The 15,354-nt window shown below is 50.4% G+C and carries 10 protein-coding genes and 2 pseudogenes; 6 read left to right on the forward strand and 6 right to left on the reverse strand.

Annotation, left to right across the window (positions count from 1 at the left end; genetic code table 11):
• Nucleotides 1-177: 177 nt before the first annotated feature.
• Together EV202_RS11455 and EV202_RS11460 are read left to right on the forward strand one after the other, a co-directional pair.
• Nucleotides 178-606, forward strand: a pseudogene (locus EV202_RS11455) (toprim domain-containing protein); the annotation flags it as partial.
• A pseudogene (locus tag EV202_RS11460) lies at nucleotides 594-854 on the forward strand (N-acetylmuramoyl-L-alanine amidase); the annotation flags it as partial. The pseudogenes EV202_RS11455 and EV202_RS11460, both read left to right, overlap by 13 nt.
• 58 nt (nucleotides 855-912) lie before the next feature.
• On the opposite strand, the gene EV202_RS11465 reads toward EV202_RS11460, so the two are convergent.
• The 3 genes from EV202_RS11465 to EV202_RS11475 form a co-directional block, all read right to left on the reverse strand.
• Entirely contained in the window at nucleotides 913-1,998 is a 1,086-nt protein-coding gene (locus EV202_RS11465) for a type II toxin-antitoxin system HipA family toxin (RefSeq protein WP_131927152.1), read from the reverse strand.
• Nucleotides 1,991-2,308: a helix-turn-helix domain-containing protein gene (locus EV202_RS11470; protein ID WP_131927153.1), complete on the reverse strand. Its 318-nt coding sequence runs from the start codon at nucleotides 2,306-2,308 to the stop codon at nucleotides 1,991-1,993. Before EV202_RS11470 ends, EV202_RS11465 begins: the two co-directional genes overlap by 8 nt.
• Nucleotides 2,309-2,599: 291 nt before the next feature.
• Nucleotides 2,600-4,375, reverse strand: coding sequence for a biotin/lipoyl-binding protein (locus EV202_RS11475; RefSeq protein WP_106070204.1), 1,776 nt, complete (start codon nucleotides 4,373-4,375; stop codon nucleotides 2,600-2,602).
• A 303-nt stretch (nucleotides 4,376-4,678) separates the two neighbouring features.
• Here EV202_RS11475 and EV202_RS11480 point away from each other — a divergent pair, with 303 nt between their 5' ends.
• Nucleotides 4,679-7,582, forward strand: a complete 2,904-nt coding sequence (locus EV202_RS11480) for a M16 family metallopeptidase (protein ID WP_131927154.1) — start codon at nucleotides 4,679-4,681, stop codon at nucleotides 7,580-7,582.
• A 36-nt stretch (nucleotides 7,583-7,618) separates the two neighbouring features.
• Here EV202_RS11480 and EV202_RS11485 read toward each other — a convergent pair whose 3' ends face one another.
• A complete protein-coding gene (locus EV202_RS11485; RefSeq protein WP_106070608.1) occupies nucleotides 7,619-8,248 on the reverse strand; it encodes a trimeric intracellular cation channel family protein in 630 nt (209 codons plus the stop codon).
• Between the two features lie 140 nt (nucleotides 8,249-8,388).
• Here EV202_RS11485 and EV202_RS11490 point away from each other — a divergent pair, with 140 nt between their 5' ends.
• From EV202_RS11490 to EV202_RS11500, 3 genes are all read left to right on the forward strand, one after another.
• Entirely contained in the window at nucleotides 8,389-9,483 is a 1,095-nt protein-coding gene (locus EV202_RS11490; RefSeq protein ID WP_131927155.1) for a UDP-N-acetyl glucosamine 2-epimerase, read from the forward strand.
• A gap of 256 nt (nucleotides 9,484-9,739) precedes the next feature.
• Nucleotides 9,740-12,325, forward strand: a complete 2,586-nt coding sequence (locus EV202_RS11495) for a DUF5686 and carboxypeptidase-like regulatory domain-containing protein (protein WP_131927156.1) — start codon at nucleotides 9,740-9,742, stop codon at nucleotides 12,323-12,325.
• 6 nt (nucleotides 12,326-12,331) lie between these two features.
• The gene (locus tag EV202_RS11500; protein ID WP_131927157.1) at nucleotides 12,332-13,600 is read left to right on the forward strand and encodes a replication-associated recombination protein A; all 1,269 of its coding nucleotides are present in this window, start codon (nucleotides 12,332-12,334) and stop codon (nucleotides 13,598-13,600) included.
• Nucleotides 13,601-13,640: 40 nt separating this feature from the next.
• Here the strand turns inward: EV202_RS11500 and EV202_RS11505 are convergent, their stop codons facing one another.
• Together EV202_RS11505 and EV202_RS11510 are read right to left on the reverse strand one after the other, a co-directional pair.
• Nucleotides 13,641-14,390 (reverse strand): hypothetical protein, encoded by a 750-nt coding sequence (locus tag EV202_RS11505; RefSeq protein WP_131927158.1) that lies wholly within the window; start codon nucleotides 14,388-14,390, stop codon nucleotides 13,641-13,643.
• 27 nt (nucleotides 14,391-14,417) lie between these two features.
• Nucleotides 14,418-14,972, reverse strand: coding sequence for a DUF5034 domain-containing protein (locus EV202_RS11510; protein ID WP_131927159.1), 555 nt, complete (start codon nucleotides 14,970-14,972; stop codon nucleotides 14,418-14,420).
• Nucleotides 14,973-15,354: the final 382 nt, after the last annotated feature.

Below are 15,354 nucleotides of genomic sequence, written 5' to 3' on the forward strand. Positions count from 1 at the left end.
AAGCTGAAATAAATTCAAAACAGATTCTAATTATATTAACAATAATATACCCTCCGGGAGGTCTTTCGGAGAAAATGAAGATGAAGGTAAAGAATTTTCGCCCCCCCAAAAAAGGGGGGGGGCCGGACGTGCTCTCTTTGCACGCCCGGAACGAACGAAGCGGGGAGGTTCTTCCACCTCATCATCACCGAAGGCGGAAAGGATGCGCTCACCCTCGGCGAAGCGGGCTATCTGTTTGTCATCAGCGTGCCCAACGGGGCGGCGGGCGACCTGCACAAGAGTTTCGAGGCCTTCGACCCGTGGCTGGACTATGCGCAGAGCATCGTGATTTGCGGCGACACCGACCTGCCAGGGCGCACGCGGACCAAGTACCTGTCCGACTACTTCGGCAACCGATGCCTGCTCACAATGTTGCCGCACGACTGCAAGGATATCTCCGGCGTGGTGGTGAAGTACGGCATCGACGTGGTGCGCGAAATCATTGACACGGCCAAGCCGCAGCACACAGCAGACATCATCACCGTGGGCGAACGCAAGGAGGAGGTGCTGAACGTACTGTGGGACGAATACGACCATGGTTACGACGTGGGCTACGCCTCGCCCACCAGGTCGGCGCCCACGCCGCCGGCTGGAACGACAAGAGCCTCGGCATCTGCTACGAAGGCGGTCTTGATGAAGACGGACATCCGGCCGACACACGCACCTATGCCCAGAAATGCACCCTGATGGATTTGCTGCGCCGATTGCGGAAAGACTATCCCCATGCCCGTATCCTGGGGCACAACCAGCTCGGCCCATCCGTGCGCAAGGCTTGCCCCTGCTTCGACGCAAGGAAGGAGTACAGGGAGTTGTAGGGACAATGTGCCCGATGCCCGGAAGAAAGCCCCCTCCTTAAACATCAGGCACATTCATTTACGCCCCTCGAATGATGCCGCACATCTTCTCAAAAACTTCTACCGCTTCCTTTTTATTCAATCCGGCTTTTACGGCCACAGCGAAAATATCCTCCTTCGTTGGTTCTATACTTTCGTTGATGGAAGTTGTACGATAGCCGTTGATGCCATCGGCAGGCAGCAAATCATAAGCCGGTGCAAAATGCCAATCTCCGTCGCGACGGATAAAGGAGAAATTCTTTGCATGGTCATCTTTATTGCCTATCAGATAATTGAATACCATCAGACGGTAGACCTTCCACATCTCGGCGACACTACGGGTCAATGCCGCACATACCTGAAAAATATGCCTGTAGTCGATACCGGGCAAACGATAATCGGCACCGATAAGCCCGGCAACACTTACCACATGCAATTTACCCTCCGCCGTACGGTCAAAACGTTCGACACCAAAATATTTGTCCTCGAAAAGACGTGTATCAGGCATTTCAACCCCGCATTCCTTAGCGAGAAGCGAATAGTGATATTCCTCTATCCCTATACGTTGAGAATCTCTCTTTGCACGAAACTTCACCAACCATTCCCTGCCCTCATAATGGGTGAAAATTTTGGGACGCGCACCTCCGGGAGAGCCTCCCCTGTCCTGAAATTCAATAATCCCCTCTCCTGCATAATCATCACTGTCGAGTATCCGTTCCGCCTCCAATGCCAGCTTCTCAAAATCCGCATATTCCTGATTGGAAACAACGCTTCTGTCCGGCCGGAATTCCAAAGCTCCGCGCCCTGCAGAGCCGACGAATGCGAGACGATCCAACAACGACAGAGTATGCAGCCTGACGCCTTTCTGCTGCAAATACCTATCAAGAATAAGCAAGCCCCACCCATTAGGCAAGCAGTCATCAAAAACACCGAAGCCCCCCTCAAATGGACGCGGTTTTGCTATAAAGACACCACTCCTCAACGGCAACTCAAACGGCGAAATGGAAAATCCCGAATTAAGCCATCCGGCCGAATACTCGAACGCACACAACCCTTCTTTGGTCAGAGCCAACCGCCCAACCAACAAATCGCAATGGATGACCTCTATCTGTCTGATACTATTCATTCTTCTGTCCTCTTTTACGGGTAATACTTTGTTCGTTCAGCACCTCGTCCAATGACCGGTACTGCTTCTGCACAAAAAGAGCATCGAACTCAGCAAGCGCATTCAAGGCAAATCCTATCCGGAGCAATCCCTTTAAGGAGATCTCTCCTGTCTGCTCAAACCTGCGGTAAGTGGCAAACTTGATTCCGGCTCTTGCAGCCAATCCCTCCTGGGTTAAATTCAGTTCCAATCTCCGAGCCTTCACTCTGGCCGCCATCTGTAGCGCCACCTCGTCGGGAGTAGAAAAATTAATTGCTATTATATTATTCATAACTGCGATATTATCCCACTAACAAATATTATATTGTTCATTACAAAGATAAGCATTATAATCTAATCGTACTTATTTTAAGCATAATTATTTTAAGAATCATTGTAATGCGCAAGCAGCCGTATGAATCAAGGACGACAGGGAGCAAGCTTCTTACACTTGATAATAAAAAAAACGGCGAGACACCGGTTTTGCCCCGGTATCTCGCCTGAAATATTCCTTGTTTTAAGGAGAAACCACTGTATCTTTTGTCCGACAAACGTGCTACGCCTATTCAGTGTACGCGTGCCGTCAAGCAAAGATGTCGCTTCGCTGAATATATGCAATCACATCACCCTTGTTGACCACATCGCCTTGCTTGGCGCACACCTCTACCACGCGCCCCGTGAAGCCGGTCCACACCTTCTCATACTCTCCCCACGGTGTGGAGACGTAGCAGAACACTTCGTCGTGCTGGTACTTGCGACCGATGAAAGGTTCGGACGAAGGCCCTTCGACGGAAACTTCCCAAAGCACCTGTCCCTTGGAGGGGGCAACAACGGGGTCGGCTTTGGCACGCTTCAGCTTCTTGATTTCCTCTTCCGAGAATCCGCTCTTCGCCATGGCAGCATCTTTGGCGCGTTGCAAATCGTCTTCAAAGCGTTTCTTGGCAATGCCCGACTTGTAATCGCGATATTGGCGGTCGTGCATGGCCAACTCGAAGAGTTCCTCGTCGTCATCGCCATACGCCCAGCCGTTCTCGTCCATCTCCTTCCGGTATTCGTCCAGAGCGTCGGGATAGTTCAGCTGCGGGTCGGTATCCACGAACTCGTAGCCTTTGGACTTGGCAAGCTCCACGATTTCGGGTGCCAACGCACCGGGCAGGCGCCCGCTCTTGCCCAGAATCATATCCCAGGTATGGTTGTCGATCATCGTCCAGCGCTCTTCGCCCTTCATCAGCTGCATCAGGTTCATCAGCGCCACGTTCTTGACGTATTGGCTGAAAGGCGTCACCAGCGGAGGATAACCCAGCTTAGGCCATACGTATTCCACCTCGTCGAACAGCATCACAAGCAAGTCGTCGATGCTGAGCTCAGGTTCGTTCTTGCCCCTCAATATCATGTTGATGCCGGCATGCACCCCTTTCAGGTCGGCCATCATGGAGCCCATCATGCCGCCGGGCAGACCGCACTTCAGCAGCAGCGAAGACATGTATTTGTTGGTGGGATCCATGAAATAGCCCAGAAAGTCGTCTATGAACTCCTGTGTCATGGCACGAGCCTTCATATAAGCCTTCATGTTGATATCGGGCACTTGGAAGCCCAAATCCTTCAGCATGGCCTGCACGGAGATGATGTCCGGATGGACTTTTCCCCACGACATCGGCTCCATGGCCACGTCTATGATATCGGCTCCGTTCTCGCATACCTCAAGGATGGAAGCCATCGAAAGACCCGGTCCGCTATGCCCGTGATACTGTATCAGCACGTCGGGATGCTTCTCCTTGATGGTCCTGACCAACATGCCCAGCATGCCGGGACGGCCGATGCCCGCCATGTCCTTCAAGCAGATTTCGGGCGCGCCGGCCTCGATGAGCCGGTCGGCAATCCGGGCGTAATACTCCACGGTATGTACGGGGGAATAGGTGATGCAGAGCGTGGCCTGCGGTATCATTCCTGCCTCCAGCGCATACTTGATGGAAGGAATAATGTTACGGGTCTCATTCAGTCCGCAGAAGATGCGGGTAATGTCCACCCCTTGCGCATGCTTCACCTTATACATCAAGCGGCGCACGTCGGCCGGAACGGGATACATGCGCAACGCATTCAGACCGCGGTCGAGCATGTGCGTCCGGATGCCCGCTTCCCTGAAAGGACGGGTAAAGGCGCGAACGGCTTTATTGGGATTCTCGCCATACAGAAGATTCACCTGTTCGAAAGCTCCTCCGTTTGTCTCGACTCTTGCGAAACAGCCCATTTCAACAATCAACGGGGCGATGCGCTCCAATTGGTCTACCCGGGGTTGGTATTTACCGGAAGACTGCCACATGTCCCGGTAAACAAGACTGAATTTGATTTCCTTTTTCATCGTGGTTAATAATAAATGTTTTTTCTTTGGTTAACTTAACATATACAAATATAGAATAATCTTCTGACATATAGTTAATGGAAACCCATAAAAATCCACCCGGAATTATATGTTATATATCATATTGTCGGATGTCCGACTGCTTGTACGACACATTTTTCGCGCCCGGAAACATTTTTTCCGAAAGAATCGTAAAAGCAATGTGATTTTTTCATAATTTTGCCTACATATGTAGAAGCCGTCTGGAATTTATTCTTGAATATGTTCCCGGCAAAAACACTTTAATTATAAACACTTCATTACATGAAACCAAATCAATTCAAATCACTCTTTTTATTGATGGCCCTTGCAGTTGCCCTGCCCTCTTTCGGACAAGGGCTGAAGGCTTTCAAGTTAAAAAACGGTCTTTCCGTATATATATGGGAAGACAACACGAAATCGGATGTGTATGGAGCCGTTGGCGTACGCACGGGTTCGGTGAACGACCCGGCAGAGTACACCGGACTTGCGCACTACCTGGAACACGTCATGTTCAAAGGTACGAACAAAATCGGCACGCTCGACTGGAGTGCCGAAGAACCCCTCTACAAGCAAATCATCGCCAAATATGACGAAATGGCCGAAGAAGCCGACCCGGTGAAGAAAGAAGCCATCGGCAAGGAGATAAACGAGCTGACCATCCGGGCAGGCAAGGTGAGTGTATCCAACGAGTTCTCCAACCTGATGGAAAGCATGGGAGGCAAGAACCTGAATGCAGGAACCAGCTACGACTACACGGTCTACTATAACTCTTTCCCGGCCTACCAGATCAACAAATGGCTGGAGATTTCGTCGCAACGCTTCCTCAATCCGGTGTTCCGCACGTTCCAGTCGGAGCTGGAGACCGTATACGAAGAGTATAACCGTGCGCAAGACAACCCCGGAAGAATGCAGAACCAGTTCCTTATGGGCAAGGCTTTCGAAGGACACCCCTATTCGCGCCCCATATTGGGACTTCCGGAGCACCTGAAGAACCCGCGCCTGAGCAAACTGATAGAGTTCTACAACGCTTGGTACACGCCGGAGAACATGGTGCTGGTGCTGGTGGGTAACATCGATGCCCGGCAAGTGAGCGCACGCATCAACGCAGCTTTCGGCCGCTTGCCCAAGAAAGGAATCCCCGAAAGAAAGAGCTATCCGGAACTTGAGATAAAAGGACGTACTCAACACACCGCCAAGATAGGTTATTACCCCAGCGTTGCACTGGTATACAAGGGCGTGCCCGCCGGACATCCGGACGAGAAGGCGCTGGACATCGCCATGGAATTACTGTCGAACAGCAACAACACCGGAACGCTGGACAAATTGGTGATAAGCGGTGACCTGACCAACGGATACGCATTTCTCAACACGCTGCGCGAACAAGGACGCTGCATCGTAAGCGTGATGCCCTTGTACGACGAGAACCAACGCCGGTTCGAATCGAACAAGAGCGCCGAGAAGAAAGCACTGAAGGCTATTGAGCAGATCGCCAAAGGCGAATTCCCCGACTGGCTGGTAGAGGCCATCAAGAACAATATATGCCGCGACTACGACTTGCGGATGGAGGCCAACGAAAGCAAGGCCAACGCACTGATGGAAGCCTTCATCAACGAGGCCGACCTGAGCAAAGTGCTGAACTACAAGGAAGAAGTAATGGCCGTCACCAACGAAGACATCAAGCGCGTGGCCAAACAATATCTGGCGGACAATTACCTGGCACTGTACATAGAGAAAGGAAAAAACAAAGAAGACAACAAGCTGAAGAAGCCCGGCTACAAAGCCATCGAGCCTCCGGTAGGCCGGCAGTCGCTCTATGCCACACAGTTCAAGAACATGCCCATCGGACAGGTGGAGGAAAAGTTCATCGACTTCAGCGATGTGCAGACCAAGAAGCTGAACGAACGTTCGCAAATGTTCTACACGAAGAATCCGGAGAACAACATCTTCAGTCTGACCCTGAGATATGGCGCAGGAGAACGCGAGTTTCCCAAGCTGGGCATTGCCGCCAACCTGATGAACGACGCCGGAATCATGGGAGCATACGAACCCCAGCAACTGAAAGAAGAGTTGAGCAAGCTCAATGCCACCTACTCCGTGAACGCTGACGACAACTACCTCTACATCACGATGAGAGGATATGAAGAGACCTTGCCACAGGCCTGCCAACTCTTGGCACGCCAGATCTTGATGCCCAAGCTGGACGCCAAACAGCTGAGCCGCATCAAGGGAAGCCTTCTGGGTATGCGCCAGCAACGCAAGGAGAACGTTTCCCTGCTGAATCAGGCACTGAGCCAATATGTCCGCTACCAAGACAAGTCGGACTACATCACCGAGCTGACCGACAAGGAAATCTACGAATTGCAAATAGCCGAGCTGACGGGAGACATCAACCGTGCCGCCAACTACGAGGCCGAGATTTTCTATTGCGGCTCCCTGCCCTTCGACAATGTATACGAGATCTTGAGCAAGAACCTGCCGCTGGTAGCCAATGAGCGCCCCAGCCAATCGCCCCAGGACAAAGCCTTGGCACAGGTTACGGAAAACATCATTTACTTCCTGCCCAACTCCGACACCGAGCAGGCACAGATCTCTTTCTACCTGCCTATGCAAGGTTATGACAAGAAAGACGACGTGTTGCGCGACGCCTTCTACCAATACTTCTCCGGAGGTTTCAACGGATTGGTGCTCAACGAAATACGCGAAAAACGCTCGATGGCCTACACCGCAGGAGCTTATGTGGTAACCCCGCAGGTAAAGGGGAATCCGACGTACTTGTCAGGAAGCATCGGCACACAAAACGACAAAGCCAATGATGCCATAGATGTATTCATGGAACTTATCAACAATATGCCGAAGAACGCCGAACGCATGGACAACATCAAAAGCTACATGCGTCAAGAGGCCTTGAGCACGCATCCCGGCTTCCGCTATAAGGCAAGCTATCTCAAGAGACTGCAACAGATGGGCTATGAAGGAGATCCTGCCGCAGTAAATCTGCCGAAGATCGACGCCCTGACATTCGAGGACATCGTGAAGTTCTATGAGGAGAACATCAAGGGTAAACCTTATGCCATAGGTATCATGGGTAACCCGAAAGACATCGACCTGAAACGCTTGGAAAAATACGGCAAAGTGGTGAGACTGAACGAACGCAAGTTGTTCAACACCAAGGATGCCTTGTTTTAATTACTAAAAAGGTAAACAATGGAAGAGGAGCGATGATCATCGCTCCTCTTTTTCTCCCCCATGCCCCGACAAGGTGGGCAGACATATCTTGAATTTCACCGCCAATATGCGGACAATGAATACGGTGGTGCCCGCCATCACCTGGCAAGCGTAGGATTGCATCCCCAGCGAATCGCAAAGCCAATAACACGTCCCGCCTACCACGCAGGCCATTGCATAAATCTCTTTTCTGAATATCAGCGGGATTTCATTGATGAAAACATCGCGTATCACGCCTCCCGCAGCTCCGGTGATGCTGCCCATGATGATGGCCACCCAGAACGGATAGCCCACGGCAAGACTCTTGCCTACACCCACCACAGTGAACAGAGCCAGTCCGATGCTGTCGAAAATGAAGAACGTATTGTGCAAATGGATGAGGTATTTCCCGAAAAGAATGACCCACAACAAAGCCAGACCGGTACAAATCAAATAAATGGGATCTGTCATCCAGCCCGGAGTGACATCGAGCAACAGGTCGCGTATCGTACCGCCGCCAATGGCCGTCACAAAACCTACCACATAAGCACCAAACCAATCGAACCGCTTGGCCGAAGCCAGACGTATGCCGCTGATGGCAAACGCGAACGTGCCGACAAAATCGAGAACCTGAACAAATGTAGGCATTGTCATACTGTATTTGAGATTTAGAATGAGTATTTAAATTCCACTATTTTCAAGAAGTATCTAAAATTATGGGCAAAGTAACAAATAAATTCCCTAAGAAAACGTATTTTTGTTCCATCATTTTTTTCACCATTATGACAATGAAGATAACGATTGTATCGGGAGCACGTCCCAACTTCATGAAAATAGCTCCTATATGCCGTGCCATCGATGCGGCCAAAGAAGCCGGGAAAAACATCTCTTACCGCATAGTGTACACCGGACCGCAAGATGACACCAGCTTGGATGCCTCGCTCTTTTCCGACCTTGACATGAAGCAGCCGGACGCCTACCTCGGTGTTTCGGGACGCGACCACTCCCAAGTGGCAGCCTCCATCATGTTGGCTTTCGAAAAAGAGCTGAACGCTCATCCCGCCCGGATTGTACTGGTGGTAGACGACATGACCGCCACCATGAGCTGCTCCATCGTAGCCAAAAAACGCGGGCTGAAAGTGGCGCACGTCATAGCCGGAACACGTTCTTTCGACATGAACATGCCCCGTGAAGTGAATCGCACCATCGTGGATGCCATCTCCGATTATCTCTTCACTGCCGGCATGGTGGCGAACCGCAACCTTAACCAGGAGGGAATGATACCTGATTATATCCATTACGTGGGAAACATCCTGATCGATACCATCCGCTTCAACCGCCATCGCCTGATACAGCCGGTATGGTTCTCTACCCTCGGCTTGAAAAAAGGAGAGTACCTGTTGCTCACCCTGAACCGGCACGACCTGCTGGCCAAGAAAGCCGTGCTGCAATCTTTGCTGCAGACGCTGCTTGAAAAAGCAGACGGCATGCCCATCGTGGCCCCACTGCATCCATACGTGCAAAATGCCGTGAAATCATTGGAACCGAATGCCCCCAACCTGCACATACTGCCGCCGCAGAGCTATCTGCACTTCGGTTTCCTCATCAACCAAGCCAAAGGTATCGTCACCGATTCGGGCAACATCGCCGAAGAAGCCACTTTCCTCGACGTGCCCTGCATCACCCTAAACACCTATGCCGAACATCCGGAGACCTGGCGCATCGGAACGAACGAGCTGGTAGGCGAAAACTCCTTCGCCCTTTCCGCCTCGCTCCACAAACTGCTTCACGAAGGCTGGAAGCACACCACCCTGCCCGATCGATGGGACGGACGGACTGCGGAACGTATCGTACAGACTTTGCTGAACAAGGAGTCGGTTTAAAAATATCCGGAAAGAACAGGAACTGACGCTAATGGCACAGATCTTCTGCATCTGTGCCATTAGCGTCAATTGTATGTAGAAGCATCGCGCGGATGCCACGCAGGCATCATCCGCCAAGCCCCGACAGAGAAAAATTATGTAAAGTTAAGAAGCCGTAATGTCAAGATAATCATTTCATTAATCACTAATAACTTCTTTTTGCTTCTTGATTGGCAGTTATTTGCTAACTTTGCAGCCTGATTATTGTGTAACAAGTATGAAACATATATATATTATTTCCGCCCTTTTCCTGCTGTCCCTGTTCGCATGCGTACCTGCATCGGCACAAATAAAAGGCGTAGTTACAGACTCCCTCACCAACGAGCCATTGATGTATATCACCGTACAATACGAGGGAAAAGGCGTGGGAGGCATCTCCAACGGCAATGGTGAATATCAGGTGGAAACCCGCAAAGGCTGGAATGAACTTACCTTCTCTGCCGTGGGATACATCACCAAGAAAGTGAAGTTTGAACCCGGAACCAAGGTACTGAACGTGAAGATGCTGGCAGACGACATCATGCTCTCCGAGGTAGTGGTAAAACCCAAGAAAGAGAAATACTCGCGCAAGAATAATCCGGCCGTGGAGTTCATGAAAAAGGTCATCGAGAACAAAAAAGCCCTGAAACTGGAGGAGAACGACTACTACCAATACCGGAAATACGAAAAGATGAAGATGTCTGTCAACGACATCACACCGGAGAAAATGGAGAAGGGCATCTACAAGAAGTTCTCCTTCTTCAAGGATCAGGTGGAGTTGTCGCCTAAGACCAACAAGATGATCCTCCCCATCTCCGTAAAGGAAACAGCCGGCAAGACCATTTACCGCAAAGACCCCAAGAGCGAAAAGACCATCATCGAGGGTATGAACTCCACCGGCATCGAAGAATTCTTCAGTACCGGAGACATGCTGGGAACCATCCTGTCGGAAGTGTTCTGCGACATCAACATCTATGACGACGACATCCGTCTGATGCGGAGACGCTTCGTCAGCCCCATCGGCAAAGGAGCCATCAGCTTCTACAAATACTACCTGATGGACACGCTTATGGTGGACAAGCAAGAGTGCGTGCACCTTACTTTTGTGCCGCAAAACCCGCAGGATTTTGGCTTTACAGGACACCTGTACGTGGTGAAGGACTCTACCTATGCCGTGAAGAAATGCACCATGAACCTCCCCAAGAAGACGGGGGTAAACTTTGTGGAGAACCTCGACATCGTTCAGGAATTTGAGCAACTGCCGGACAATAACTGGGTGTTGACCGACGACGACATGACCGTGGAACTCAAATTCGTGAAAGGCATCCAAGGCCTGGAAGTACAGCGTACCACCAAATACTCCGACTACTCATTCCAAGAGATAGAACCTCGCCTCTTCCGCTTGAAAGGAAGCGTCATCAAGGAAGCGAACATGCTTGCCAAAAGTGATGAATATTGGGCAAAAGTACGCCAAGTGCCACTCACCAAGAAAGAGAGTACCATGGACGTATTCATGAACCGCATCGAACAGATACCGGGCTTCAAATACGTGATATTCGGAGCCAAAGCCCTGATAGAGAACTTCGTGGAGACGGGTACCAAGAATCATCCCAGCAAGTTCGACCTCGGCCCCATCAACACCATGATCACAAGCAACTATGTGAACGGCACGCGTTTCCGTCTGAGCGGCATGAGCACCGGAAAGCTCCACCCCCACTGGCTCTTCAGCGGATACGGAGCCTATGGTACCAAGGACAAGAAATGGTTCTATTCCGGCGAGGCGGCCTACTCTTTCAACAAGCGCGAACATGTGTTGTGGGAGTTCCCGAAACATCACATTGCCTTTAAATATACCTACGATGTGATGTCGCCGATGGACAAGTATCTTGCCACCGACAAAGACAACGTATTCGTGGGCTGGAAGTGGACTACGGTGGACCAGATGTCGTACATGCGCGACGCCACCCTGCACTACGAACTGGAGACCAACACCGGATTCTCCGTCCATGCCATGGCACGCCATCGCAACGACCAGCCTGCCGGTATCCTGCAATATTGGAAGAACGATGGAAGGACTCCCGGTGTAAGGGGTGACAACAATACGCTCGTGCGCGACATCACCACAGCCGAACTCGGCGTAACGCTGCGCTATGCTCCGGGAGAAACATTCGTCAACACCAAACAGCGCCGCGTTCCCATATCATTGGATGCTCCGATATTCAGCATCTCGCACACGGCCGGCTTCAAAGGCGTGCTTGGAGGCGAGTATAACTTCAACATGACAGAGGCGAGTGTCCGCAAACGTTTCTGGCTCGGTGCATGGGGTAAGATAGACGTCACCGCCCGTGCCGGTGCACAGTGGAACACCGTTCCCTTCCCCTTGCTGAATCTGCCGATGGCCAACCTTTCGTACATCACGCAGCACAACGAATCGTTCAACCTTATCAACAACATGGAGTTCCTGAACGACCGCTACGCTTCGCTCGCCCTGACCTACGACATGAACGGAAAGCTCTTCAACCGTCTTCCGCTCATCAAGAAACTGAAGTGGCGCGAAACATTCCGTGTACGCGGTCTGTGGGGAACATTGACGGATAAGAACAATCCGTACAAGAGCGATAATGCCGACTTGTTCCTCTTCCCCACGCGCAACGGCATACCTACCAGCTACGTCATGGGTAAGACGCCTTACATAGAAGCCAGCGTGGGGGTGTACAATATCTTCAAGCTGCTGCATATCGAATATGTACGCCGACTGACGTACACAGACCTTCTCGGCGTGAAGAAAGACGGAATACGTTTTATGATCATGATGATATTTTAAACGACCATGCAACCTTTAGCGGAGAGGCTACGCCCTAAATCATTGGATGAATACATCGGCCAGAAACACTTGGTGGGGCCGGGTGCCGTGCTGCGCAAGATGATTGATGCAGGCCGTATCTCTTCGTTCATCCTGTGGGGACCTCCGGGAGTGGGAAAGACCACGCTTGCGCAAATCATCGCCAACCAACTGGAGACGCCTTTCTATACGCTCAGTGCCGTGACCAGTGGCGTGAAAGATGTGCGCGAAGTGATAGATCGTGCCAAGAACAACCGCTTTTTCTCACAGGCAAGCCCCATTCTCTTCATCGACGAAATACACCGTTTCAGCAAGTCGCAACAAGACTCACTCTTGGGAGCGGTGGAACAAGGAACGGTGACGCTGATAGGAGCCACCACGGAGAATCCTTCGTTCGAAGTAATCCGCCCGTTGTTGTCGCGTTGCCAGCTCTACGTACTGAAATCGCTTGAAAAAGACGACCTGACCGAGCTATTGCAACGAGCCATTACCACCGATTCCATACTGAAGGAGCGGAAAATAGAGCTGAAAGAGACCACCGCCATGTTCCGCTTCAGTGGAGGAGACGCCCGCAAACTGCTGAATATTCTCGAACTGGTGGTAGATTCCGAAACCGAAGACCCTGTTGTCATCACCGACAGGTTAGTGACCGAACGTCTGCAACAGAATCCCCTGGCCTACGACAAGGATGGAGAAATGCACTACGACATCATCTCCGCTTTCATCAAATCCATCCGTGGCAGCGATCCCGACGGTGCCATCTACTGGCTGGCACGTATGGTCGAAGGCGGTGAAGACCCGGCTTTCATAGCCCGCCGCCTTGTCATCTCCGCCTCCGAAGACATCGGTTTGGCAAATCCCAATGCGTTGCTGCTTGCCAATGCTTGTTTCGATGCGGTGATGAAACTGGGCTGGCCCGAAGGACGCATCCCGCTGGCAGAGGCCACGATATACCTTGCCACCAGCCCGAAGAGCAATTCGGCTTATATGGCGATAGACAATGCGCTGCAATTGGTGCGCGAGACCGGCAACCTGCCCGTGCCCCTGCATCTGCGCAACGCCCCCACCAAACTGATGAAGCAATTGGGCTATGGCGACAACTACAAATATGCCCACGACTACCCCGGAAACTTCGTCAAACAACAATTCCTGCCGGACGAACTGAAAGACCGACGCATCTGGGAACCACAACTCAATGCCGCCGAACAGAAACACAAAGAACGAATGCAGCAGCTGTGGGGAAAAGAGAGGTTTTAAGGAAGAAACCGGTTTGGCCCGGAGAAACGAATAGAACCGGCTAAAAGAATTTCACGCTTACTCCCACCCCCAAAAGCAACGCATTGGCATGTTTATCTTTGAAAGACTGCCTCTCCCTTAGCTCTTGCGTATAAAGATTGTTCAACGTGTACTCTCCGACCGCAGTTCCGGAGTGCATGGCGTAAGAAACATCGGCATAAACACACACATTCTCTTCCAGCCGGTAAGCGATATGCAATCCGGGAAGCAATGAAAAACTTATATTATTTTTTCTCTTCATCTTCAAAAAGAAACTATCCACATCATTGGTTCCCAAATGCCGGATATACGAAGAGAAACAGGCCTCAGAGAATTTGGTTATGCCTATATTAAAATAAGGCTGAACCCTCCATCTGCCAAAACAGCTACGATAAACCAACCCCACAGCGACATTACCGACAAGCCGGTCTCTGGACACAATGACATGCTGATTATCAAGAACTGTTCCATCGTCCGTATAACCATCGTATAGATAACCCAAAGTAGCAGGATTCCACAACACCCGTAACTGCGCTCCCCATGCCTTGCTCCAAAAAAATTTGGCTCCGAGGGTAACAATGGCATCACTTTTAGAATAATTGTTCAGGCAAAGCCATGGGTTGATACTCTGCTCAGGCGTAACATGAAATGCTCCTCCCACGGAGGATTCAAGGAAAAGTTCCCTGCAGGCAGGTTGTTTTTGCGCCCGGAGCATTGCAAAAACACATATACATCCTATCAAGAAAAGCGACAAACGTTTTGTCATAATCATCACGTTCTATTTTTCTGGGTAACAATGTTAGTAAAATTCAAGAAGTTCTGTCTCGGCCGAAAAGCTGCGGTGCGCTTCCTCCATATCATCTTCTCCATTGCCACCTCCGGAGCCTAAAACAAACTCCACACGAAATTGATAAACACCCGAAGCCGGATAAGTGAGCAGTACCATAGAAAGAGGAGCGTTTGCCAGATAATTTATGGGAAATTTCAGCGAACCGGGCGAATGGTATCTATAAAACAAATGGAAAATGTCGCTTCCGGCAGGATAGTCTGCATTAAAGTCGGTCAGCGTTATGATACGCATGTCTGCGATGGGATGCTTCAAAAGATATTCTCTCCACTCTTTCGCCTCTTCTTCCTCCGCTTTCAATTCCGGCAACACATTCAGCCAATATGCCTCTTTAGGGCAACGGCCATCGGATATGCCTACAGGATGTTCGCCACTATTATCCATAGATTCCAGTTTCAAGCCGCATACGTCACCCACCGGTGGCGTATGCTCGTCCTCGCAGGTCATGGCAGTGAACAGCAACATAACAATGCAGAAAAATATTCGTGAAAGATAGTCGGCTTTCATGTTTTATCCGAATTAAAAGATTTACAAAGATAACGATATGCGCCATATCATCCTAATAGGAGGTTAGGGAAAAACTTCTAAATTACAAGCTTGTTTAAATTTTACCCTGCATTGTTTTGGAAGTTATTTTTGAGGATGCTTTTCTGTTTTCATGAGGAGCATAGCGGGCTATACGACGGGCGAGAAGAGGAAAACAGACCGAGAATAGCCTCAAAACAAGCCGGGTAAAAAAACTTTTTAAGGGAAATTTAAACAGGCTCTAAATCTTTTCTTTAAATTTGCAAAATCACTAGTGGGCACTTTAAATTAAACATCGTTCTTTGAAATCTTTGATAATCGCATAGTTATGTATCTTTTTGTAGCGTGACGATTTGAATTGAAA

The sequence above is a fragment of the Prevotella heparinolytica genome (assembly GCF_004342845.1).
GTDB lineage: Bacteria > Bacteroidota > Bacteroidia > Bacteroidales > Bacteroidaceae > Bacteroides > Bacteroides heparinolyticus.